This is a genomic window from Paraburkholderia sp. RCC_158, from assembly GCF_041355255.1.
Classification (GTDB): Bacteria; Pseudomonadota; Gammaproteobacteria; order Burkholderiales; family Burkholderiaceae; genus Paraburkholderia; species Paraburkholderia graminis.
The window spans coordinates 1-23040 of record NZ_JBFUPM010000044.1 but is presented as its reverse complement, the minus strand read 5'-3'; the positions used below and the strand labels follow the sequence as shown (position 1 = coordinate 23040).

The following is a 23040-nucleotide window of genomic DNA, read 5'->3' as shown; positions in this document are numbered from 1 at the left end:
TCGCCGATGCGATCGGCAAGCCGGTGCTGGCCACGCGGGCGGAAGAGCCGGTTCTTCTCGGCGCAGCGATTCTGGGCGCCGTAGCAGGCGGGCAATTCGGCGACGTGCAAACGGCAATGGGCGTCATGTCTCAGGTTAGCAAGGTCTATGAGCCGCATCGCGATATCAGCGCGTTGCACAATGCGCGGTTCGGTGCGTTTACGCGCTTGCAGGCGGTCGCCAGGGAAATTGGTTAGCCGGGCGTCGCGGAACGTGAAATGACGCGTGTTCCGCGGGCCTGGAACCGTCTCACTCGAGAGGCGATGGTACGACGCAGCAGGTGATGTCTATGGTCGAACGGCCGCCAACCTGATTACAGCGGACGCTGCGATGACCGATTTGTGTCGCGTTCGAAAGGCCGTTACTGGCCCAGAGTGTGTCAAAACGCATTTTTGGAGCGCTACAATTCTTCATCCTATAGCGGGGGATGAGCGAGATGAAGCGGTTCGTTCAAGGCGACAGTCGTACTCAGAGCTTTCTCCTCCCCGAAGCACTTGACGACTACGTAACGGACACCAATCCCGTGCGCGTAGTTGATGTCTTTGTAGACGAGCTTGATCTTCAGAAGCTCGGGTTTGAAGGCGTCGAACCAGCGTTGACTGGTCGGCCGTCGTATCACCCCGAGGTGATGCTCAAGATCTACATCTACGGTTACCTGAACCGTATTCAATCCAGCCGTCGCCTCGAACGGGAGGCCCAGCGCAATGTCGAACTGATGTGGCTTACGGGCCGTCTGGCGCCGGACTTCAAGACCATCTCGCGGTTTCGTAAGGACAACGGCAAGGCCATTCGCAGTGTATGCCGTCAGTTCGTCATGCTCTGTCAGCGTCTGGACCTGTTCTCCGATGCATTGGTCGCAATCGACGGCAGCAAGTTCAAGGCGGTGAACCATCGCGACCGCAACTTCACCAGCGCCAAGCTCGAACGACGCATGCGCGACATCGAGTCAAGTATCGCTCGCTATCTTGCGGCGATGGACACAGCGGATCGTCAGGAGCCTGCAATCGCGAAGGTCAGGACAGAGCGACTGCAGGACAAGATTGCGGCCTTGAAGGAACAGATGCTGTCGCGCGCAGTTATAAATTGATACAGCAACGCAGTTAGGAGTTGATACACCTCGTTGTAGGGTTGCTCCTTTTGGGCGGCCCGTGATCAGCTACGAGGAGTACATGGAAATCGGGTTCTGTCGCGGTAAGGCGAGTTGAGCGAACGATAGCGATATGATGAGGATTGCTTACATCGCCAGCGAGTAGAATTGCCGGGCGGCCGATGGCTTGAGTTTGCCTTGGTCTTTCATCTGCCCCTTGGCGATCATATGCATGAGTTCAATGCCGCTCAGCAAGATGCGGGCACAACGAAAATCCTTAAATCCCAACATGGGTCGTGTACGCCGCTTGATCGCCCGATGGTCTTGTTCCACGATATTGTTGAGATACTTGGTCTGGCGGATCTTGATGGGCGTCTCACGCTCGGCGTTCACGGCGTGCAGCCCGGCCAGATTGGCACCGCTTTTGTCGATCGTTACGGTTTCGGGCGCGCCATTCTGATCGATGGCCTTCTCGAAGTACCGTCGGGCCGCTTCCTTGTCCCGCTTGGCTCGCAGCAGGAAGTCAACCGTGTTGCCGGCCTTGTCGACGGCGCGGTAGAGATACTTCCATGTGCCCCGGACCTTCACATAGGTTTCGTCCATCCGCCAGCTCTTGCCAACGGGACGCTTGCAGCGGCGGAACGCCTTTTCAAGCACCGGCAGAAGCTTGATGGCCCACCGGTGCACGGTCGAATGATCGACCGCGATCCCGCGTTCGGCCATCATCTCCTCGAGATTGCGCAAGCTCAGCGGGTAGGCCACGTACCAACGCACGCACACCAACATTATCTCGAGCGGATAGTGCAACCGCTTCAGCACTTTGGCTACCGCCGGACTCAGCGCTCTCATTGTCGTTCACATCATTCTGCAAGGTCCCGCAGCATACCAGCCTCCGCTATTGCAACAGAACCCGATTGGGTAGCCAATGGTCGTGACGGAATGGCGCGTGCGTTCAGTGACGATTACGACATCATTACGTTAGATCGCATGCTGCCCGGTGTCGACGGTCTGACCATACTGACGACCATGCGCAGCATCGGCATTCAGACGCCGGTGTTGATGCTAAGCGCGCTGGGCGATGTCGACGAACGCATTCGCGGCCTGCGTGCCGGCGGCGACGACTATCTGACCAAACCTTTTGATCCTGACGAGATGACCGCTCGCATCGAGGTGCTGTTGCGGCGCCGGCAAGTGCGCCCGTCGCAGGCTGAATCCGCGCTGAGCGTCGGGCCCCTCGAGCTCGACCTGATCGCACGCACCGTCAAGCGCGATGGCGAAGAAATCTCGCTACTGCCCACGGAATATCGGGTCCTCGAATACATGATGCGTCATGCTCATCAGACTATTACGCGAACCATGCTGTTCGAAGCCGTATGGGGCTATCACTTCGACCCTGGCACCAATCTGATCGACGTGCATATGGGGCGACTGCGCAGGAAAATCGACCCGCCTGGCGTTAAAGCGATGATCCACACGGTACGTGGATCTGGGTACCTGCTAGGGTAGCGTGGCTTTGAGCGAAACTTCCGTCCCCGCTCCGGCAATTGGCGGCCGCTGGCATTCGACCACGGTTCGCCTGCTCACGGTCTACGCGTTTATCTTTTCAATATCCGTAGTCCTTGCGCTCGGCCTGATCGGCAAATCGGTCACTTCCACAATGGAAAGCGAGATCGACATCGTGCTGCACTGGCAGTTGATCTATTTCGACTCCTTTGGCGATCGCGAACTCCCCGACGCCGTTCGCTTGCGCAGTGAGCACGAGCGTATGCACCCAAATTACTACGGACTATTCGCCGCGGACGGGACCAGACTGGCAGGCGACATACTCGCTCGCCCGCCCTCTGTACCCGTGAATCGCGTCGGCGTCACGCTCACACTCGCACTCAATACAGCCAGCAATGGAGCCAGCCCCGTCGTGCGCGCGATGGCCGAGCGCCGGGCAAATGGGCAGACGCTCGTCGTGGCACGCGATCTCACCAACATCCTGCGGAGGCGGGAGATCATCATCAATGCGCTCATTGTCGGCGGCGTGTTATGCCTGAGCGCAGGCGTGCTGGCGGCATTTGCGCTTAGCGTCAGGCAGGTCCAGCGTATCAAGGCCATCCGGCACGTGACGCAACGGATCGCACAAGGTGACCTGGGGCAACGTCTGCCCGTCGGCGGACGCGATGAAATCGACATGCTCGCGCATCTGGTCAACCACATGCTCGCCGAAGTCGAGCGCCTGATGAACGAGGTCAAAGGCGCATGCGACGGTATTGCGCACGATCTTCGTACTCCGCTTGCACGCGTGCGCACATTGCTGATGCGGATCGACGAGCGGACCAGCGGCGCGCGCGACGACACGCTGGAACAGCTGGTCGATAACGCACGCGGCGAGACGGACGCGCTGTTGGAGCGCTTTCGCGCGATGCTGCGCATCTCCGAAATTGGCACGCTGCAACGGCGAGGAGGCTTTGGCAAAGTGCAACTGGAAACGTTGGTGCGCGAAGTCGGAGAACTATTTGAGCCTCTTGCCGAGAGCAGGTCCATTGAGTTTGCCGTTCATGCTGTGCCCGTTGGGTCCACGCATGCAGACCGTGCGCTGATATTCGAAGCGCTCAGCAATCTGCTCGACAACGCAATCAAGTTCACACCGGACGGCGGTGCAATCAGGCTGGAACTCAATCAAACGCCGTTCGGCCCGAGGATCGACGTGATCGACAACGGCCCAGGTATTGCCGCCGACGAACGCGATGCAGTCCTGCAACGCTTTTATCGCGGCGAACGTACACGGCATTTGGCGGGCTCGGGGCTCGGACTCAGCATCGTATCTGCGGTGATTAACGTGCACGACTTCACGATGTGTATCGGCGACGCGAACCCTGGTACTCGTATCTCGATCGAGTGCTGGACCAGAACCCTCGCCTGATCGTTTTCTTCGACTGACCGTTTTCCTTCAAGCTTATGCGCGTGTTGCTCATTGCCGGATTGCATCCGGAATCCGCCTGGCTCTCCAAGGCACTGCATGAGGGTACAAACAGTCTCCAGCGTGTAGACGACCTGCGCGACGGGATCTTTGTAGCGGCCCAGGAGATCTTCGACACAATTATCGTGATGTCGTCGGAAGCCTCACCGTATCCTCGTATACTGAACGCGTTGCCGGAACTCGCGCGCTCCGCGTGCGGCGCTCCGATCATCGTAACATTGGCGAGCGCCGGACCAAACGAAAGGACGCGGGTGCTGCGCGCAGGCGCCGATGCGTGCTTCTCTCAGCCGTTATCGTTTATCGAAATGCAGGAGAGAATGCGCGCGCTGTGTCGCGCGATTGCCGCCACCGCGGGTGGAGGAACGACGTCCGGCTCCGCTCTGGCGCTGGACTCGGCCACGCGCGAACTGGTGTGCGGCGAGCGCCGGGTCGAGGTAACGCGTCGAGAATACATGCTGCTCGAGTGCCTGCTGCGCCAACTGAACATGCCGGTGGCACGCAACCAGTTGATCGGCTACGCGTGGCCCGAATGCGAAGACGTGGATCCGTCGAGTGTAAATCTGGTGGTGTCCAGATTGCGGCGCAAGCTCGCAAGACACGCTTTGGACGTACATATCGATACAGTTAACCGCTACGGCTACCAGATAGTCGTACGGCGCGCTCAAGCCACGTGAAACGTATTGGCCGCCGGTCAATGCACGCTGTCCTGTCTTCTCGATAGACGACGAGCACGCTTCCCGGGTAGAGGAAGCTTGCTCATCACGATCCAAAATAGACGTTGCAGTAGCTCGGCGGCCCAACACACTGATTGGCCATACCTCCTTGCGTGGCCGCACAACCCGATAACAGCGCACCGATCGCCACTGCACCGAGGAGCCGGCCCGCTCGGGCCTTCATGAATCGATAAGCTTTCATCGCGTATATCCGGCAATCGTGTTGCCGGAACCATGGTGAGGGAGCGGCGTCGGCGCACGCACGCTGACGCCGCTGTAGATCGACTGTCGCAGGCCGCTCACGGATGAGCGTAGATCGTCGAGTTCAGGTACGCGAGTTGCCCGTCCTGCTCCGCATGTACCAGTTCCTGATAAACCTGAGCGCGGGTCTTGCCCGCCACCGGCTGGCCATAAGGTGCGACCCATCCGCCGGCGGCAGACGTGGGCGACGTCGCATTCGATGCGACTTGCGGCGCGCCATTGAACTCCTCCGCGTTAGCTGGCGAATTCGAGGGCGCAGACTGCGCAAAGGCGGTGGACGCGGTTAAAAATGTTGCCGCAAAAAGAAAACCGAGTGTCGTGCGATTCATTTCGAGGTCCTCAACGTATTAAGAGAAAAGAACCGATCCGTTCAAACGTTCCGCTGTTCGTGAACCGGTTGAAGGTCAGCATAATCAGCCGCTACTAGCGGATCGCTTTTCAGACGATGAAAGGATCTTCATGTGCCGCGATCGCAAGACGCTCGCTGACGATGCTGCGCAAACGCATTACAACAATGAAGAAAGTTTCATTTAACCGACAGCGTTCCTCATGCTTCGGTAAGCGGCGTCCCCTATATTCACGCTGCCTGCGGGTCCTGGCGGCATGGCCGTCTGAAGGCTCGAACCCTCCCGGCAGCAGGCGTTGCTGACGCCTCCCGCTCCCGCCAGGCGTACGAACGAAAGCATGATTTGTCCGATGTCACGCGGCAGCGGAATAACGCATGGATTCTGCTGCCTGAAATAAATCACATAAGGAATACCGATCGATGAACTATAGGAATTTGACTATGGCAGGGGCGATGGCGCTTGCCAGCGCCGCTGCTCACGCGCAAAGCAACGTGACGCTGTTCGGTCTTCTCGACGACAGCATGGTCTACTCGAGCAACCAGAAGGGTCCGAGCAACTATCAGCTCAACAGTGGGACACTTTCGGCGTCGCGGTGGGGCTTGCGTGGCAACGAAGACCTGGGTGGCGGCCTCGCGGCTGTGTTCTGGCTTGAAAGCGGCTTCGACGTGAACAGCGGCGCGTTCAAGAACGGCGGTGATCTGTTCGGCCGCCAGGCGTATGTTGGCCTGAGTAACCCGTACGGGTCGCTGACGTTCGGTCGCCAGTACGACTTCGTCGTCGACTACGTTGCACCGCTCACGGCAGTGGGTCAAGGTTTCGGCGGCAACTTTGCGGCACATCCGTACGAGAGCGACAATCTGGCAAATGACATGCGCCTGAACAATGCGGTCAAGTTCTCCAGCGTTTCGTTCAACGGCTTCAAGGCCGGCGCCATGTATGCGTTCTCGAATCAGGCCGGCGGCTTCGCGAACGACAACGCATACAGCGCGGGTGTCAGCTATGCGCATGGCCCCGTCAGTGTGGCGGCCGCGTATCTGCAGGTGAACAACCCCGGCATGGGATTGGGTGGCGCGGGCGCCGTCAGTGCAACGGACAAAGATCAGCTGACCACGGGTAGCCGTCAGCAGATCTACGGCGTCGCCGCGAAATACGCGTTCGAACGCGCGGCCGTGGGCGCGTCGTGGACACATTCGTCCACTGACGATGTCTCATCCATCTGGCCGAGCGGTCCGAACGTGACATTCGGCAAGGCCGCGTCGAACGTGAAGTTCGATAACTTCGAAGTCGAAGGCCGCTATTTCGTTACGCCCGCAGTAAGCGTCGGAGCGTCCTATACGTACACGATGGCTCAGCTTGCACGCGCAAACGGCAACATCGACCCGCACTGGCACCAGGTGATGGCGCAAGCCGACTATCAACTGTCCCGCCGCACCGATGTTTATATGGAGGGCGTTTATCAACGCATTTCAGGTGGCGGCGGCGTGTTCAGTGCGCAGGTGTATAACCTGAGCCCGTCTTCGTCCGACTCCCAGACGGTTGTCGCACTGGGTCTCCGGCATCGCTTTTAAGCGCGCTTTTTAAGCGCATTGCCGCAGCCCGATGAGGCTGCGCCTCGCAGCCGAATTGCCGCTATGCACCGGCGTCATGGCCGTGCGCCTGCGCCTTGATCGATGCCGCTGCCGGCGTGACAGACGCCGAATTGGCACCCGGCGACGCGGCGGCTGCATCCGGAGGATTCATGGACCATCCGCCGCCCAGCGCCTCGATCAGCCCCACCGAAGCAAGCAGCCTGCGCGTGCGCAGTGTCAACGCGACCGTGTGCGTTTGCAGTTCCGTAGTCTGCGCGGTCACTACATCGAGGTAGCTCACCGCACCGTCCCGATAGCGCGACATCGACAGACCGAGCGTGCGCTTCGCCGCTGCAAGCGCGTGGTCTTCCATTGCAGCCTCATCGCCGAGGTAATGCAGTTGCGCGAGATTGTCCTCCACCTGCTGGAACGTGAGCAGTACAGTGCCCTTGTACTTCGCGCCGTTCTCCGCCAGCTTCGCACGCGCCTCGCGAGTCATCGCCGCACGGCGCCCGCCGTCGAACAGTGTCATCAACAGGTTCGGTCCGATCGACCACATTTCGTTAGGCGCTGCAAGCCACGGCGAGAACGTATCGCTTTGATATCCGCCGTCGAGGCCCAGAGAAATATCGGGGAAAAACGCGGCCTTCGCAACGCCGATCTGCGCATTGGCCTGGGCCACCCGGCGTTCCGCCGCCGCTATGTCGGGGCGGCGTTGAAGCAACGCGGCTGGCAGTCCCGCCGGAATCGACGGCAAGTAACTGTCGCCGCTCGCCGGCGCAAGCGTGAATTGCGAAGCAGGCGTGCCGCTCAGTGTGGCGATGGCATGCTCGTACAGCGCACGCCGTGCGGCTACATCCTGGACCGAAGCCCGCGCCGACTCGAGCTGTGTCTGCGCACGCGACACGTCGAGGTCCGAAGCAATCCCGCCTTTACGGCGGCTTTGCGTCAGCGTCAACGCATGCGCGTAGGTTTCTGTCGTATCGGCAAGCAGTTGCTGCTGTTCGTCGAGGCCGCGCAGATTGAGGTACGCGTCAGCAAGACTTGCCTGAAGACTGAGCCGCAACGATTCGAGGTCGTCTTCGCTCGCCTGCATGGCGGCCGCACCCGCCGCAGCGTGGTTGCGGACCCTGCCCCACAGGTCGAGGTCATAGTTGATGCCGATGTCCAACGTGGCCGAGTTGTAGACCGCCGGCTGGGTGGCGCCTCGCAGCGGACGGTTGTCCGACTGACGTGCCCGCGAGGCTTGCGCATACGCGCCGACGGTGGGGAAAAGTCCTGAGCGCGCCTGGTCCAGACAGGCGACGGCTTCGTCATGCCGTGCGAGCGCGGCGGCCACGTCGGGGTTTGCGGCGGCCACACGCGTTTCGAGGTCATCGAGGATCGGATCGCGATAGACCTGCCACCACGCACCATGCGGTACGCGATCGGCAGGTTGAGCCTGCTGCCACGCCCCGCTCTCCTTGAACGTCGCTGGAACTGCCGACGGCGGCACCTGATAAGGCGGCGCAAATGAGCAGCCGCCGATCAGCGCAAGGCCCGCGAGGGCCGCGAAAAACCCACGCTTAACCATGACCTTGCTCCGCGCCGTTTCGCTGCGTTGGCGCCGCCGCTGGCCTGGTGTATGTCGACGCGAGCCGCACGGCATCGCCCGACGCGAGCGAGTCCGGCGGATTATCGATAACCCGGTCCGTTGCGTTCAGTCCTGAAGCGATCACGACGTTCGTGCCAAGATCCGTCGCAATGGTCACAGGCTTGAGCACCGCCCGGCTATCCTGTCCAACGACCGCGACTCTCAGTCCGTCCTCGCGAAACATCAGCGCGCTCGCCGGAATGGTCATCGCGCTGCTGTCCGTGGCGAGATTGAAATGGACTTCGGTGTATTCGCCGGGAATCAGCAGTCCGCGTGAATTATCCACCTCCAACTGAACCAGCAGCGTGCCCGATGCCGGTGTAATCGCGTCGTCTGTATCGACGAGCTTCGCGTCGAATTGCAGGCCCGGCCGTTCGGGAACGGTCAGCGTCGCCGTCATCCCTGGCTTGATCGCCGCAGCTTCGTTCTGCGGCACGCTGACATATACGCGCAGCCGATGCACATCCGAAACGGTGAACAGCTCCGGCCCGCTACCGCCGCCCGCGTTGATCAGCGCGCCCACGTCGGTCTTGCGCGCGGTCACCGTACCGTCGAAGGGAGCCGTGATCCGCTTGAACGACTCCAGCGCTTCGATCCGCCGCACATTCGCCTGGCTAGCCGACACGGTTGCCTGCCTGGCGGCGAGATCGCTCGTCTTCTCGTCGGCCTCCTGTTGCGAGACCGAATCCTGCTGGAGCATTTGTGTCCAACGCCGCGCCGTCGACGCAGCAAGCGCTTCGTTCGCCTGCGAGTTGCGCAGGTCCGCGCGCGCCTGGGCTAACTGCTGGTCGAGATCCGGTGTATCGATTTCGCCCAGCAGTTGGCCGGCCCTGACATGGCTTCCAATGTCCGCATACCAGGCATGCAGGTAGCCCGATACGCGCGCATAAATCGGCGCGTTGACGAAGGCGGACAATTGGCCCGGCAAGGTGAGCGCCTGCACGGCGCTGTCATGCAACGGCGCATGAGCGGCGACGGTTGGAATCGCCTGTGCGGCGGACCATTCCGTCATCTGGCGCTTTGCATGCACGCGGCTCGCGATGCCGTCCGTCACGAGGCCCGCTGCGGCGACCAGGGCGACCACTCCCGCGAGCTTCATATGCCGCAGCCGTGTCGCCGCGTTGTTGTCGATGTCAGTGGACATGGATGGCTCCAGATTCGGAAGAAGGATGAACTTTTGCGCCGTCTTGCCGCGCAGCGTGGCGCCGATGCACGAGACTGAACACGACAGGAACGAGAAGCAGCGTCGCGCACGTTGCGCAGATGAGCCCGCCGATCACCGCGCGGCCCAGCGGCGCGTTCTGTTCGCCGCCATCGCCCATACCCAGGGCCATCGGTGCCATACCGATGATCATCGAGAGCGCGGTCATGAGCACTGGGCGAAACCGCGTGAAGCCGGCTTCCATCGCGGCCCGGAGCGCGTCTTGTGTCGCCTTGAGCCGTTCCCGCGCGAAGCTGACCACGAGAACGCTGTTCGCGGTCGCAACACCCATGCAGAGAATTGCGCCTGTCAACGCGGGCACCGATAGCGGTGTGCGGGTGACGAACAGCATCCATACGATGCCGGCAAGCGCGGCCGGCAACGCACTGACGATCACGAACGCATCGCCCCACGAGTGAAAGTTGACGACGATCAGCAGATAGATGAGCGCAACGGCGCCGGCGAGGCCAAGCAACAGGCCCGTGAACGCGCTGTCCATCGTCTGCATCTGGCCGCGCAGCGTAACTGTCGAGCCTTTCGGCAAATCCCTGGACGTTGCACGCACGACATCGCCGATGTCGGCAGCCACTGCCCCGAGGTCCCGGCCCTGTGTCGTCGCGAAGATGTCAAAGAGCGGCTCGATGTTGTAGTGCGAGACGACCGCGTCCCCCACGCCGCGCGTGATGCTCGCGACGCCGCCGAGTAGTTGCGAACGGCCGCCCGGATCGGTCACCGGCAGGTTTTCGAGCGTGGATAACGATGCCATCTGGTACTCGGGCGCCTGGGCGACGATCGGATACGACACGCCGTTTTCAGGGTTCAGCCAGTAACTCGGCGCGACCTGGCTCGTTCCCGCCAGCGTTGCGACGACGGAATTGGTTACGTCGTCTTCCGTGATGCCAAGTTGGCCCGCATGTGAGCGGTTTACCGCGATCGTGAACTGCGGATAGGTCGACGCCTGCTGAATGCGGCTATCCGCGATACCTGCAATCATCCTCACCCGACGCAGCAGTTCGCTCGCATAGCGCTCGTTGCCTGCCTGGTTCGGTCCCGCAACCTGGAGATCGACCGGTGCGGGCGCGCCGAAATTGAGAATCTGGCTCACGATGTCGGCCGGCAGAAACGAAAACGTGGTGCCTGGAAATGCCCGTGGCAGGACTTCACGCAGCTTGCGCACATAGTTAGCCGTCGGTGCATGACCGGCTCGCAGCGAGACCATGATGTCGCCGTCCTGCGGACCGATCGTCCCGCTATTGTTGTAGGTCAGGTTAATGCCGCTCACCGGCAAGCCAATGTTATCGACCACGCTCGCCAGTTGATCCGGTGGAACGATCTGACGCACCGCGTTCTCGACGTGGTCAAAGAGGCTCGCCGTGTTTTCGATTCGTGTGCCGATGGGCGCACGCACATGCATCGCGATTTCGCCTGCGTCGATATCCGGAAAGAAGTTTTGTCCGAGCCACGGCGCAAGTAGAAACGACGCGCCGACCACCAGCATGAAGCCGCAGACGAAACGCTTCCGATGAGTGAGTGCGAGTCCAAGCGCAATGCGGTAGCCGGCGCGAAGGCGCTCGAAGCGACGTTCAAAGCCGCGCTGAAAACGCACCAATGGATTGCGCGAAGGCGCGACGGTGTGCGAGCCGCCGTGCGGCTCCATGACCGCGGCCAGTTCGCCGCTGGCATGGCCGCCCGACACATGCGGTTTGAGCAGGTATTGCGCCATCATCGGCACGAAAGTGCGTGACAGGACGAACGACGCAATCATGGCGAAAATCACGGCTTCAGCCATCGGCACGAAAAGAAAACGCGCGATGCCGTTCAGCAGCAGCATCGGCACAAACACGATGCAGATACATAGCAGCGAGACGAACGCCGGCGTCACGATCTGCTCTGCGCCCTGAAGGATCGCGCGCTTCACGTCCTTGCCCTGTTCGAGATGCCAGTTGATGTTTTCAATCGTCACCGTCGCGTCGTCCACGAGAATGCCGACCGCTAGCGCGAGACCGCCCAGCGTCATGACATTCAAGGTCTCGCCCATCGCCGAGAGCGCGGCGATCGCCGCGAGCACCGCAAGCGGAATCGACGCCGCGATGATCAGCGTCGAGCGCCAACTGCCGAGGAACAGCAGGATCATTGCGGAGGTCAGCGCCGCTGCAATGATGCCTTCTCGCGCAACGCCGCTCACCGCGCCCTTGACAAACGTGGACTGGTCGCCCATGGTCACAAGCTTGAGCGAGGGCGGCAGCGACGCCTCGACGAGCGGCAGTTTTGCCTTGACGCCGGAGATGATGTCGAGCGTCGACGCCGACCCGTTTTTCAGTATGCTCATAAGCACCGCACGACGTCCATCCACGCGGACCACATTGGTCTGCGGCGGATAGCCGTCGCGCACATGGGCGACGTCGCGGATATAGATCGTCGCGCCATCCACAACTTTCACAGGCAGATCGTTCAATTCCTGAAGGGCAAGCGGACTGTTGTTGAGCTGGATGTTGTATTGGAACGACCCGATCTTCTGTGTGCCGGCGGGAATGATCTGGTTCTGCCGCGCGAGAGCCGCCGCGACGTCTTCGGCGGAGAGCTTCTTCGCCTGCAATGCTTGCGGGTCGATGTCCATCTGCACTTCACGCGTCTTGCCACCGTAAGGTGTCGGTATCGCGACGCCCGGAACACTGAGCAGTTGCGGACGAATGGAGTTCGTTGCGTAGTCGGCGATCTGCTGCTCGTCGAGTGAGTCGCTGGTCAGCGCGAGTTGCAAGACCGGCACCGTCGATGCGTTGTAGTTCACAATTTGCGGCGGCGTGGTGCCTGGCGGCATCTGCTTGAGCACCGTTTGCGAGATCGACGTGACTTGCGCCGTTGCCGTGCGGATGTCGACGCTCGGCTGGAAGAATATCTTCACGATCCCATAGCCGGTGAACGACTGCGATTCGATATGCGCGACGTCGTTGACCGTGGTGCCGAGCGTGCGTTCGTAATAAGTGACGACGCGACCCGCCATATCGTCCGGCTCGAGCCCGTTGTAATTCCACACCACACTGATCACGGGAATGCGGATATCCGGGAAGATGTCCGTCGGCGTGCGCAATGCGGACAGCGGTCCCAGCACTGCAATGAGCATGGCCAGCACGATGAATGTATAGGGCCGCGTCAACGCCAGCCTGACAAGCTTCAACACAGTACGTCTCCGTTCAGGAAAGCGCGATGAATATCGCGCACAGCGATCAGGCCGCCAATGCCGATAGCCGGCTACGCCGCGAGGGACGCTTAGGTAACGGCCCTCAGTGCGGCCGGTGGCTTGGCGCTCCGGTACTTGTCCACCACGAAATCCACGAAGCTTCGTACTTTCATCGACAACTGCCCGGGCGACGAATACAGGATGCTCAGATGCTCCTGGCCGGCGCTCACATCGAAGTCCTCGAGAACGTGTACGAGCGCACCACGTTGCAACTCTGCTTCCACCATCGGACGCGGCAGCATGGCGATGCCCATGTCCTGCAGTGCGGCAGCTTTTAACATGGCGTAACTTGGCGACAACAGCGCACCGTCAACGGAGACGCGATGGCCTCCGGTTCGATCGACGAACTCCCAGCACCGCTGACCGCTTTCGGAGCGGCATAGCAGCGTGTGCCGGCCCAGGGTCGATGGAGCATGCGGTCTATCGTGGATCGACAGATACGTTGGCGATGCGACGAGCACCTGCGGGACGCGAAGCAGCGGGCGGCATACGAGTGTGGAACCGAATAGTGCGGGATTGTCGGAAAAGCAGACGTCAAAGCCGCCTTCGACCATGTCGATACGCACATCGAACGTCGTCACCTCGAATGACACGCCTTCGTGCAAAGTGCGGTACGCCGCGAGCAGCGGCGCGAGTCCCGACTGCACGAACGTCGCAACGCTGGCCACATGCAGCGTGCCGCGCAACTGGCGCGTCGACTGCACGAGGCTCGCTTCCATTTCATCGAGCTGCTCGATGATCGTACGGCAGCCGCACAAGTATTCCCTGCCCGCTTCGGTGAGCGACAGCGTCCGCGTGGTGCGATTGAGCAGCCGCGTATTCAGGTGCGCCTCGAGCATGCCAATGCTACGCGTCACCGCCGCCGGCGATACGCCCAGTTGCCGGGCCGCCAGGTTGAAGCTCGCCAGTTCGACGACTCGGGAAAAGACGCGCATCGCTTGAAGTTGGTTCATGACAGTGAGCCGATGGTTAAACGATGTCGTGATCATCGCCTCGGCGCAGTGAAACGAAAGCTCTGCGTTTATGAAGTCTTTTTTAAGTTCGAGGTCAGGCTGAAAAGACCTCGTCAAGCGTGCGTGAACGAAACGCAACGAACCATAAGACAGCAACCGCTTGCAGCCACGCCTTCTCGCCGTTGCCTAAAGGGCGAGCCGCTTTATTCCGCGTGGCGAAAGCGTCAATTTCATTTCCTGTGGACAGCGAAGAATTCCTGCTGACTAGACTTCGGTGTCCGTGGAGCGCATGCGGCTAAACACCACACCGGCGCCTCGGACCAACTTCACGCAAACTAAATTCTTCGGGAACATGCAGATGAAAAAAACCAAACTAGCCTGGTCGGCTGCGGCCTCGATCATGATGTTTTCCGGCGTGGCGCACGCCCAATCGAGCGTGTCGCTCTACGGTCTCCTTGAGGAAGGGCTGAACTTCACGAGCAATGCGGGCGGCCATAGCGCTGTGCAGATGAAACAGGGTGATATCTATGGAAGCCGCTGGGGCCTTAAAGGCCAGGAAGACCTCGGTGGTGGCTACAAGGCGATCTTCACTGTCGAGAGCGGCTTTGACCCGAGCAACGGTCAGCAAAGCCATGGCCTTGCGTTTGGCCGTCAGGCATACGTGGGGTTGTCATCGGATCAGTACGGTACGCTGACCCTTGGCCGCCAATACGACACGAGCGTTGACGACTACGGCTTCGGCTCACTAACCGCAGCCGGCAACTTTGGCGGCGACGTCAATTCGCATCCGTTCGACAACGACAACGCCGACTGGGACTTCCGCGTCAACAATGCGGTCAAATACGTCAGTCCGAACTATCGTGGTCTGACTGCTGAAGCCATGTACGCCTTCAGCAACCAGCCCGGCGCATTTTCCAACAACCGGGTCTGGGGCGCGACGCTGAACTACCAGCACGGAGGACTGACAACGGCCGCCTCGTATCTGAAGATGAACAATCCAGGCGCGCCCGGGCCCGGTGCTGTAGGTAGCGACGTACTGTTCGCAGGTTCGTCACAGCAAGACATTGGCGTCGGTGCGACGTACCGCTTTGCCCATGACCTTTTCGGCCTGACCTATTCGCACGTCGATGTCTATGATCCGACGTTCAACGGATATTTCTCGTCGCAGACAGGTCCGTCCGGCGGCACCTGGAATGCATGGAAATTCGACAACTTCGAAATCAACAATCAATACTTCTTCCGGCCGAATCTGTGGCTGGGCGCCGCCTATACGTTCACGGTCGCCCAGCTTCACGCGAGTACCGGTTCATTCACGCCGAAGTGGCATCAGCTCGGTCTTACCCTCGACTACGATTTGAGCAAAAGAACATCGCTGTATGTGCAAGGCGAATATCAGCACGTCGTGAGTGCGCACACCGGTACCGATTTTGACTTCGCGCAAGACCCCGCCGCAGCGGGCATGTCGACCAGCCAGAATCAGATGGTTTACCGCGTGGCCATGATTCACCACTTCTAAACGCTCAATACATCATCGCGGCTGGGATAGTTGATGACCGCGGCGTTTTCCGGTTCCGGCGAGAGCCGTTGGACGTCGCGAGTCAAACGCGCCGCTGCGCGAACCACTTGCCAGCACGCGGCGAAACATCGTGTCGGGCGATACGCGGTTGCGACGGAGGAGACGTTGGCGGGCAAATGCGCCGCATCAACTGCATCATGAATCCGACGTCACAGGCTCTTTGCGCTGTCGCCGCCCGTCACTTCGATTTCAGAGCCGGTGATCATCGCGGCGGCGTCCGAGGCGAGATAAACGGCCGCTGGAGAGATGTCTTCCGGCTGCACCCATCCAACACCAAGCGGCATGGTTGCTGCGCGGCGGTCCCACGCTTCCTGCGGCGTCAGCGGGCCGTTCGGCTTATGGTAGCCAGTCTCCGCGATGCTCTCGGTCAATCGCTTGTCGTACCGCGTCAAGGCCGTCGCGACGAGGCCCGGCACGACTGCGTTGACTGTGATGTTGTAGCGGCCAAGTTCGAGTGCCGCCGACTTCATCAAGCCGAAGATGCCCCACTTGGACGCCGCATAAGACGCCGCGTCCCTGGTTCCGTGCCGCCCTTGCATCGACGATACGACGATGATGCGCCCATAATTGCGCGTCACCATTTTGGGCGCGAACGCGCGAATGGTATTCGCCGTTCCATTGAGATTGTTATCGATGACGTCGGCCCATTCAGCGTCCCCGAGTTGCAGCAATGGCTTCCAATACTGGATGCCGGCGTTCGCCACGACAATATCGATCTTCCCGTAACGCTGCTCGATGCGGCCCGCGGCCGCGCGCAGTGCGTGCATATCGCGGATGTCCGCGCGAATGCCTTCGCTGCGACGGCCATAAGCCTCGATCATGCGCACCGTTTCCTCGAGCTCCCGCGGCGCCGCAGGAACGGCGTTCGAGGCCTTGCTGACGGGGCCGGGGATATCGATAACGATCACGTCCGCGCCGTTCGCAGCGAATTCCACCGCGATGGCGCGGCCGATACCGCGCGCCCCGCCTGTGACGACCGCGACGCGGTCTTGCAGCTTCGAGTCGCGGCCGGCGACGATCGGCCCCGCCGTTTTGTTGGCGGGCGGCATGGGCACGGGCAGGCCGTCCATCGTCTGCGGGGCTTCCGACTTTTGCTGAGCTTGCGCGATTCCGGCAAACAGAATGCCCGCGGCCGCCGCGCTGCCACCAACGATCCATTTGCGTCGCGAAGTGTCAGGAACGCTGCGCTCGTGGTCGGCCTTTTTTTCGTCAGTTGTCAATTCAGTGCTCCTAGCGGATTGGACGTCTTATCGACGCACCCTTTTTCAGGGCCGCGCCGCTGGAAGCATGATGCCGTCGCGCAAGGAACGATGAAATGACTAACTCTAAAAGTATCAATTTCGCGGAAAACGCGAGCTGGGCGAGAACTAATGTTGCGAACGCAAGTCAGTTCGCGACGACTAATGACGCAGTGAAACTCCTGCCGGAACATGGATGAGAGAGCTTTCGGATTGGGGGCCCACTGTAATCGCTGCGGCGTACCAGGCGCGGAACCAACGCAAAATTGAAATACTGGTTATCGGCCGGATTCCCTAGACCCCGCGCTCGCCGGTGTTCATCGGATCGCCGGAGCGAAAACGCTGCCGGTATTCGGCGGGACTGATCTGAAGCCGGCGGTTAAAGGTACGCCGAAGGGTATCAGCGCTTTCAAAGCCGCAGCGCTTCGCGATTTCGCTGATCGGGTGGCGGGTGCTTTCGAGGTAGCGGCGCGCGGCGTCGATGCGCGCATCATTCAGGAATGCGATCAGACTGACGCCACATTCCCTGGTGAAAACGCGCGACAGATTGCGTGGACTCATCTTGAGCCGACGTGCAAGCGACTCGGTCGAATGATTCATATGAAGATTGTCGAGCATGTACTGCTGAATGGACTGAATCTGGGAATCGCTGGCGGCCTGGGTTTCCAGCAGCGGACTGAACTGCGATTGGCCGCCGGCGCGTCGCACGTACACGATCAGATACTTCGCGACGTCGAGTGCCATTTTCTTGCCGAAGTCCTCTTCGATCATGACGAGCGCGAGATCGATGCCGGCGGTCACGCCCGCGGTCGTGTAGAGGCCGCTGTCCTTCACATAGATCTGGTCCGGTTCGACCTTCGCTTTCGGAAACATCGACGAAAGACGTGTGGCGTCCATCCAGTGTGTGGTGACCATCCGGTTGTCGATCATGCCGGCGGCGCCGAACGCAAACACGCCGTTGCAAATAGCTGCAATCCGCCGGGTTTTCTTATGCTGCTTCGCGAGCCATTCGCTAAGCGTCGAGTCCTCGAGCACTTCGAATACGCCCAGGCCGCCGGGCACGATCACCGTGTCGAAATGCGGACACGGATCGAAGATGGTCCGGTCCGGCATGACCGTCAGCCCGCTGGAAGACAGGACGCTGCCCCGCGTCGTGCCGATCGTCAGCATTTCGTATTCGCACGCCCCCTGACTGAGAACGCGGACCTCCGCAAAGGCGTCCTTGGGGCCCGCGATATCGAGCAGCTGGAATCCTGGGAACAGGACCATTCCGACGGTGATCTTGCGCATAGGTGTCAGTCAAAATGGAGCCGGGGCTGGCGCAGCGCATGCCGCACACGCTTGCCTAGCGGCTTGTCCCGAGGTCGTCAAAGCGCCGGCTTCGGTAAAGCACCATCGATACGATCCAGCTCGCGGCGAAGACACCGATGATGACGTAGCCCAGCGTACCAAAGTTGTCATTCAATGTACCGATAGCATCCCACAGCCCCCCTTCGAGCTTCAAGTGATCAGAAATCAGGCCCAGTGCCTCGATCGTGCCGACCAGCAGCGCGACTGCGACCGACACCAGCGTGATCGTCATGTTGTAGTAGATCTTACGAATCGGCTTCAGATACGCCCAGCCGTAGGCGCCGAGCATCAGGTGGCCGTCGAGCGTATCGACCAGCGACATCCCCGCGCTGAAGAGCGCCGGGAAGACCATCACGGTCCACGGGGAAATGCCGTGCGAAACCTGGGCCCCGGACATGCCGAGCAGGCTCACCTCCGTCGCCGTATCGAAACCCAGTCCGAACAGAAAGCCCAGTGGGAACATGTGCCAGCTGCGCGTGACGAGCCGGAACATCGGGCGAAAGATTCGCGCGAGAAAACCGCGATCGGCGAGCAGCATGTCGAAGTCGTCGTCGACATAGGCGCCGCCTGCGCGCACGCGGCGCCACGCCTCGAAGATCGATTTCAGAATCAGCAGGTTCAGTAACGCGATCGTGAACAGGAAGAGGGTCGAGACGGACGTGCTGATCAGTCCGCCCAGTTCCTTGTATTGGGCAAAGCGCGTGTTGAGCGCGCTCGCGACCGCCGCGACCGCGAGCGAGGCGATGACGATAATGGTCGAGTGACCGAGCGAGAAGAAAAAGCCCACGGCGACAGGACGCTTTTTTTCCTGCATCAGTTTGCGGGTGACGTTGTCGATCGCGGCTATGTGATCGGCATCGACCGCATGGCGCAAGCCCAGTCCATAGGCGATCAACGCGGTGCCGAGCAGGACCGGGTGGTCCCGGAACGACACGAACGCCCAGATCCACGCGGCGGCATTCGTCACCAACAGCAGGCCGTAAATGCCGAGGAGCTTGCGCCGGACCTGAGGATCGGACCCGGTGAGTACATTGGACAGTTGCTTGAGCATGATAGATATCCTGATGAACTTCGTTACGCGATATGGCGAGCGTTCTCACGCCCTTGCCCGAATGCCGCAAGCAAGGGCACGGCTCGGTGGCTGGACGGACGCAATGCGCGCAAATTCAGCGACGCGATGTCTGCGGCCGACAGCACACCAGCCTGCGTCACGGTCTTTTCGAGGGCGAGCAGAAAGCGTTCGTAGTAATCCCACGGCGGCTGCCCCGCGCAGTATCCGTCTTCCCATTCGGCGATCGACTCGATGAGATTCTGGCGGAAGTCCTCCCACTCGAAATGCCCCGCCTTCGACAGCGAAAGCGCAATCCCGAATACCTGCCGTTCCCATGGCTTGTCGAATAGCAGTTTGCCCTGCATGCGCGGCGGAGAGTCCGGATGTCCAAGCATGCTGGAGGCGGCATATTCCTCGAACCGGGTAAACATGTTCAGACCGCCGGCCAATGAGATGCGGAAGGCGAAGGCACCAGCGCCACACCCATCATCGCCTCGGGTGTCACTAGCGCGGCCAGCTCCGCTTCGCTCATGCCTTCGGTGCCGGAGGGCCGCTCCGGGATCACGAACCAGCGGATTTGCGCGCTGCTGTCCCACACCTTGACTTCTGTCTCGTCCGCAACCGGCACGCCGAACTCCTTCAGTACGGCGCGCGGTTCGCGCACGCCGCGCGCGCGAAATACCGGGTCCTTGTACCAGTAGGGCGGCAGGCCCAGCACGGGCCAGGGATAGCAGGAGCAGAGCGTGCAGATGATGAGGTTGTGAACACCGTCGCCGTTCGCGACAGCGGCCATGTGTTCGCCTTCCGCGCCTTCCATGCCGGCCGGGAACTCCATTTCCGCAATCGCCTTCGGTGTGTCGTCGACGAGGCGTTCCTTGAACGCCGGATCGGTCCACGCGCGCGCCACAATCTTCGCGCCATTGAACGGGCCAGCCATCGTTTCGAAATGAGCCAGCACGGTATCGACGGAGTCGCTGCCCAGCACTCCTTTTTCGATCAAAAGCGCTTCGAGCGCTCGCACCTTGGCCGCGCTCGCTATCTCGCGCTCATCGTCGTATTTGAAAAGTTCGCTCATGTCAGTTCCATACCAGGTGATGAGTGTAGAGATTCAGTTCGATGCGTCGAGATACGCTTCGTACAGATCGGCGTAGATCGTCGTGTTCGGTTCGCTCTTGTCTTTGCCCCAGATGTCCTCGGCCTTGAATGCAACACGATAGACGGGCATCGGCTCGCCGATGCCGTCGGGCCCGGTCGAAACGAAGTATGAGTAGGCACCCGGATAGACGAGGTCGATCACACCGCGTTTGTTGCGCAGGTAGCCCGGTAAGCGCGTGTGATCGACGGCGGTCGGATCGGCAATGCATACCTCGGCACCGGCTTCAAAGCGCGGCGCCTGCTTCAGTGCGTTTAACCCCGAATCGCCCTTTGCAAGGTAGTCGTTGATCTGCGAGGCAATGGCCGGATTCGGCTGGGCAGGCAGCGGCGCATCGGGTTGGGCGCGGTAATGCGCGGTCTTCTGCGCGAGCTCGTCGGCCGATACATAACCCTGATCGATGAAGAATTGCGAAATCCCCATCAGCCACTTTTCGTAGTACCGGTATTTGAAGTATTCGAACGGCTGCATGCCTTCGGCCCCGGTGCGCAGCGACGCCCAGGTCCACGTATTCCTGAACGTGGTAGGCAGTGTCGCCATCGGGTACTTCGCGAGCGCGTCCGACAGGTGCGTGCTTTCCGCCATCATCACCGTATGAATGCCAAAAATGCGCTTCTCCCAAGGCTCGACGAAAACCCGTGTCTCGACGTTGACGGGTCCGAGGTTTTCGAGCCCGCCCAGGCTGTGCTGTAGTTTCATGATGTGAGGGTCCGGAAGTGTCAGGTCAGTTAACTTGGGGTTGCGGCTTGCGGCACAGTGCTTCGCCGAACGCTTCGGAGACGATGCCGAAGACGGCGCCGGTGACGAGCGCGGCGGCGGCCACTAACGCCGGATTCTGGATACCGGCTGTGGTAATTGCCTTACCGGTGGCGACCGTCGTGCCGACCGTCGAAGCAAAGCCCCACACGACGGCGGGCAGCACATTCAGCAGCTTCAGTTTCGACACCTGCACCATCGCGGCACTGCCGACCCCGACGCAAATCGCCGCGGCGAGCGGCGCCGGGCCGGCATTGGCGATCGCCAGCAGCGACACCGATGCGATGACGAGGCCAGTGAGGTTCGACGCCACGCTCTGCACGAACCCGCGCGGACCGCCGCCGACCACGAAGAACGATGCCCACGCGATAAACGTGACCCATACGGGGACCGGGAACACCGTTGCGGTGACGTAGGTATCGACGACGGCGAGCACGCCGATACTGACGGTAAGCGCATCAGCTTTCTTCATTGCAGACTCCTCGAGATAAGTTGGGCTAGTGGATACAACTGAGAAACGATTCGCGTAGTCGTGGAAAATCCAGATTGCGGCCGATGAACACCAGCTTGTTCTCGCGCGGCTCCTCCTTCCGCCATGCGCGCCCGGGTTCGGCTTCCAGCAACATATGCACGCTATGGAAATAGAACTGTCGGGCTTCGGCGTGGAAGTTGAGGACGCCTTTCATCCGCATCAGTTGCTGACCTTGCTGCTGGACGAGTTCGTTAATCCAGCGGTTAAAGCGCGTGGCATCGAGGCCGCCCTTTTCAATCAGCGCGCACGATTGAATCGACGCGTCGTGTTCGTGGTCGTGTGCGCCTTCGTCGAATAGATCGGGCTCGATCGCCAGCAGCGTGGGGAGCGAGAAGCGGCGCATACCCAGCAGAGCGTCCGCGCGGATTTGCGAGCGGGTCGAGGTGATGATGGCGGCGCCTGGATTCAATGAACGGATCGTTTGTTCGACGGCGACCAGCTCGTCTTCCGCGATCAGGTCGCGCTTGTTGATCAGAATGACGTCGGCGAAGGCCACCTGTTCGCGTGCAATGTCGTCACCGAGTTGCCGGTGCAGATGCAGTGCGTCGACCACGGTGACAACCGATTCCAGATCCACGGTTTCGCGCAGGTCGGGATCGGCGAGGAACGTTTGCAGGACCGGCGCCGGATCGGCCAGGCCGGACGTCTCGACGATCAGCCGCTGCATGGCCGTCGCGCCGGTCCGCGGGCGTGCCAGCAGCGCTTTCACACTGCCGACGAGGTCCGCACGCACCGTGCAGCACACGCAGCCGTTATTGATTTCGACCAGCGCCTGTTCTTCGGCGACGATCAGTTGTCCGTCGATGCCGACTTCGCCGAATTCGTTGACGACCACGCCAATCGATCCCGGCGCATGCTGCTGCAGCAACTGATTGACGAGAGTGGTTTTGCCCGCGCCGAGAAACCCGGAGATGACCGTGACGGGAAGCTTGCGCGCTGTGGGGGTGCGATTCATGAGAGAGTCCGTTGCTGATCGAGACGGACTCCATAGAGCGAGTAGCAGGCCTGCGGCCGTGATCCGTCTGTGCCGGAAATCACCTTGTCCCGAATGCACGGGAAAACTGGCCGTTTTTGTCAACTGCGAACGTTCAGGACAAAATGGTGCGATACGGCGGCATGAATCTGATGCGAGGCGTCGGTGCAGGTGTGAGTTCCCATGTGTCGTGACGGTGCGGAAATTCTTATCTGCGCGAGCATGCGAACCTCCTACGTCTACCTGGCGTAGTCTGCGCCGCTGCGTGGCAAGTTGGCGTATAGCGAACGTTTTTCCCGTCTTCAAGCCGAAATTTTCCCTTAGCTCCTTAGAAACCCTAACAAAATGAGTCGAAGGGGCTGTTAACCCGAATCATGCTCTGTTAACCTCTTCATTGTTTCGT

At 60.7% G+C, this 23040-nt stretch carries 19 protein-coding genes and 2 pseudogenes; 7 read left to right on the top strand and 14 right to left on the bottom strand.

The genetic code is table 11. The features are described from left to right. Positions 1-236, top strand: a pseudogene (locus AB6809_RS35240) (ribulokinase); the annotation flags it as partial. Between the two features lie 239 nt (positions 237-475). Further along, positions 476-1102: pseudogene (locus AB6809_RS35235) on the top strand (transposase); the annotation flags it as partial. Between the two features lie 171 nt (positions 1103-1273). Here the strand turns inward: AB6809_RS35235 and AB6809_RS35230 are convergent. Beyond that, a complete protein-coding gene (locus AB6809_RS35230; protein ID WP_371028451.1) occupies positions 1274-1975 on the bottom strand; it encodes an IS6 family transposase in 702 nt (233 codons plus the stop codon). A gap of 33 nt (positions 1976-2008) precedes the next feature. Here AB6809_RS35230 and AB6809_RS35225 point away from each other — a divergent pair, with 33 nt between their 5' ends. From AB6809_RS35225 to AB6809_RS35215, 3 genes are read left to right on the top strand one after another with little or no spacing between them, the layout of a single operon-like run. Continuing rightward, positions 2009-2632: a response regulator transcription factor gene (locus AB6809_RS35225; RefSeq protein ID WP_371028453.1), complete on the top strand. Its 624-nt coding sequence runs from the start codon at positions 2009-2011 to the stop codon at positions 2630-2632. Positions 2633-2639: 7 nt separating this feature from the next. Beyond that, positions 2640-4037, top strand: coding sequence for an ATP-binding protein (locus AB6809_RS35220; RefSeq protein WP_371028449.1), 1398 nt, complete (start codon positions 2640-2642; stop codon positions 4035-4037). A gap of 35 nt (positions 4038-4072) precedes the next feature. Then, a complete protein-coding gene (locus tag AB6809_RS35215; protein WP_371028448.1) occupies positions 4073-4768 on the top strand; it encodes a response regulator transcription factor in 696 nt (231 codons plus the stop codon). A 338-nt stretch (positions 4769-5106) separates the two neighbouring features. On the opposite strand, the gene AB6809_RS35210 is transcribed toward AB6809_RS35215, so the two are convergent. Next, positions 5107-5397, bottom strand: coding sequence for a DUF4148 domain-containing protein (locus AB6809_RS35210; RefSeq protein ID WP_371028447.1), 291 nt, complete (start codon positions 5395-5397; stop codon positions 5107-5109). 437 nt (positions 5398-5834) lie between these two features. Between AB6809_RS35210 and AB6809_RS35205 the strand changes: the two genes are divergently transcribed. Next, positions 5835-6983 carry a porin gene (locus AB6809_RS35205; protein WP_371028446.1) on the top strand — a complete coding sequence of 383 codons (1149 nt, stop codon included), beginning with the start codon at positions 5835-5837 and terminating at the stop codon, positions 6981-6983. Between the two features lie 61 nt (positions 6984-7044). On the opposite strand, the gene AB6809_RS35200 is transcribed toward AB6809_RS35205, so the two are convergent. From AB6809_RS35200 to AB6809_RS35185, 4 genes are all read right to left on the bottom strand, one after another. Continuing rightward, positions 7045-8556, bottom strand: a complete 1512-nt coding sequence (locus AB6809_RS35200; RefSeq protein ID WP_371028445.1) for an efflux transporter outer membrane subunit — start codon at positions 8554-8556, stop codon at positions 7045-7047. After that, positions 8549-9760 (bottom strand): efflux RND transporter periplasmic adaptor subunit, encoded by a 1212-nt coding sequence (locus tag AB6809_RS35195; protein WP_371028444.1) that lies wholly within the window; start codon positions 9758-9760, stop codon positions 8549-8551. Before AB6809_RS35195 ends, AB6809_RS35200 begins: the two co-directional genes overlap by 8 nt. Next, positions 9750-12995, bottom strand: coding sequence for an efflux RND transporter permease subunit (locus AB6809_RS35190; RefSeq protein WP_371028443.1), 3246 nt, complete (start codon positions 12993-12995; stop codon positions 9750-9752). The genes AB6809_RS35195 and AB6809_RS35190 overlap by 11 nt, the downstream gene beginning before the upstream one ends. Before the next feature lie 89 nt (positions 12996-13084). After that, the gene (locus tag AB6809_RS35185; RefSeq protein WP_371028442.1) at positions 13085-14008 is read right to left on the bottom strand and encodes a LysR family transcriptional regulator; all 924 of its coding nucleotides are present in this window, start codon (positions 14006-14008) and stop codon (positions 13085-13087) included. A 352-nt stretch (positions 14009-14360) separates the two neighbouring features. Between AB6809_RS35185 and AB6809_RS35180 the strand changes: the two genes are divergently transcribed. Then, complete coding sequence (locus AB6809_RS35180) at positions 14361-15524, top strand: porin (RefSeq protein WP_371028452.1); 1164 nt, start codon at positions 14361-14363, stop codon at positions 15522-15524. Positions 15525-15733: 209 nt separating this feature from the next. Here AB6809_RS35180 and AB6809_RS35175 read toward each other — a convergent pair whose 3' ends face one another. From AB6809_RS35175 to AB6809_RS35140, 8 genes are all read right to left on the bottom strand, one after another. Further along, positions 15734-16804, bottom strand: a complete 1071-nt coding sequence (locus AB6809_RS35175; RefSeq protein WP_371028441.1) for an SDR family NAD(P)-dependent oxidoreductase — start codon at positions 16802-16804, stop codon at positions 15734-15736. 312 nt (positions 16805-17116) lie between these two features. After that, the gene (locus tag AB6809_RS35170; protein WP_371028440.1) at positions 17117-18112 is read right to left on the bottom strand and encodes a GlxA family transcriptional regulator; all 996 of its coding nucleotides are present in this window, start codon (positions 18110-18112) and stop codon (positions 17117-17119) included. 55 nt (positions 18113-18167) lie between these two features. Continuing rightward, the gene (locus AB6809_RS35165) at positions 18168-19223 is read right to left on the bottom strand and encodes a HoxN/HupN/NixA family nickel/cobalt transporter (RefSeq protein WP_371028439.1); all 1056 of its coding nucleotides are present in this window, start codon (positions 19221-19223) and stop codon (positions 18168-18170) included. Between the two features lie 23 nt (positions 19224-19246). Next, the gene (locus AB6809_RS35160) at positions 19247-19672 is read right to left on the bottom strand and encodes a nitrile hydratase accessory protein (RefSeq protein WP_371028438.1); all 426 of its coding nucleotides are present in this window, start codon (positions 19670-19672) and stop codon (positions 19247-19249) included. Further along, positions 19657-20298 carry a nitrile hydratase subunit alpha gene (gene nthA, locus AB6809_RS35155; RefSeq protein WP_371028437.1) on the bottom strand — a complete coding sequence of 214 codons (642 nt, stop codon included), beginning with the start codon at positions 20296-20298 and terminating at the stop codon, positions 19657-19659. The genes AB6809_RS35160 and nthA overlap by 16 nt, the downstream gene beginning before the upstream one ends. 33 nt (positions 20299-20331) lie before the next feature. Beyond that, on the bottom strand, positions 20332-21075 hold the full coding sequence (nthB, locus tag AB6809_RS35150; protein ID WP_371028436.1) for a nitrile hydratase subunit beta: 744 nt from the start codon (positions 21073-21075) through the stop codon (positions 20332-20334). 25 nt (positions 21076-21100) lie between these two features. Beyond that, on the bottom strand, positions 21101-21604 hold the full coding sequence (locus AB6809_RS35145) for a DUF1097 domain-containing protein (protein ID WP_371028435.1): 504 nt from the start codon (positions 21602-21604) through the stop codon (positions 21101-21103). Between the two features lie 25 nt (positions 21605-21629). Then, the gene (locus tag AB6809_RS35140; RefSeq protein ID WP_371028434.1) at positions 21630-22943 is read right to left on the bottom strand and encodes a GTP-binding protein; all 1314 of its coding nucleotides are present in this window, start codon (positions 22941-22943) and stop codon (positions 21630-21632) included. Positions 22944-23040 lie beyond the last annotated feature (97 nt).

Excerpts from the sequence above, each read along its gene's own strand:
- AB6809_RS35230 (WP_371028451.1), bottom strand. The coding sequence starts at position 1,975 with ATGAGAGCGCTGAGTCCGGCGGTAGCCAAAGTGCTGAAGCGGTTGCAC.
- AB6809_RS35200 (WP_371028445.1), bottom strand. The coding sequence starts at position 8,556 with ATGGTTAAGCGTGGGTTTTTCGCGGCCCTCGCGGGCCTTGCGCTGATC.
- AB6809_RS35145 (WP_371028435.1), bottom strand. The coding sequence starts at position 21,604 with ATGAAGAAAGCTGATGCGCTTACCGTCAGTATCGGCGTGCTCGCCGTC.
- AB6809_RS35165 (WP_371028439.1), bottom strand. The coding sequence starts at position 19,223 with ATGCTCAAGCAACTGTCCAATGTACTCACCGGGTCCGATCCTCAGGTC.
- AB6809_RS35170 (WP_371028440.1), bottom strand. The coding sequence starts at position 18,112 with ATGCGCAAGATCACCGTCGGAATGGTCCTGTTCCCAGGATTCCAGCTG.
- AB6809_RS35185 (WP_371028442.1), bottom strand. The coding sequence starts at position 14,008 with ATGAACCAACTTCAAGCGATGCGCGTCTTTTCCCGAGTCGTCGAACTG.
- AB6809_RS35205 (WP_371028446.1), top strand. The coding sequence starts at position 5,835 with ATGAACTATAGGAATTTGACTATGGCAGGGGCGATGGCGCTTGCCAGC.
- AB6809_RS35180 (WP_371028452.1), top strand. The coding sequence starts at position 14,361 with ATGCAGATGAAAAAAACCAAACTAGCCTGGTCGGCTGCGGCCTCGATC.
- AB6809_RS35215 (WP_371028448.1), top strand. The coding sequence starts at position 4,073 with ATGCGCGTGTTGCTCATTGCCGGATTGCATCCGGAATCCGCCTGGCTC.
- nthB (WP_371028436.1), bottom strand. The coding sequence starts at position 21,075 with ATGAAACTACAGCACAGCCTGGGCGGGCTCGAAAACCTCGGACCCGTC.
- AB6809_RS35210 (WP_371028447.1), bottom strand. The coding sequence starts at position 5,397 with ATGAATCGCACGACACTCGGTTTTCTTTTTGCGGCAACATTTTTAACC.
- nthA (WP_371028437.1), bottom strand. The coding sequence starts at position 20,298 with ATGAGCGAACTTTTCAAATACGACGATGAGCGCGAGATAGCGAGCGCG.
- AB6809_RS35195 (WP_371028444.1), bottom strand. The coding sequence starts at position 9,760 with ATGTCCACTGACATCGACAACAACGCGGCGACACGGCTGCGGCATATG.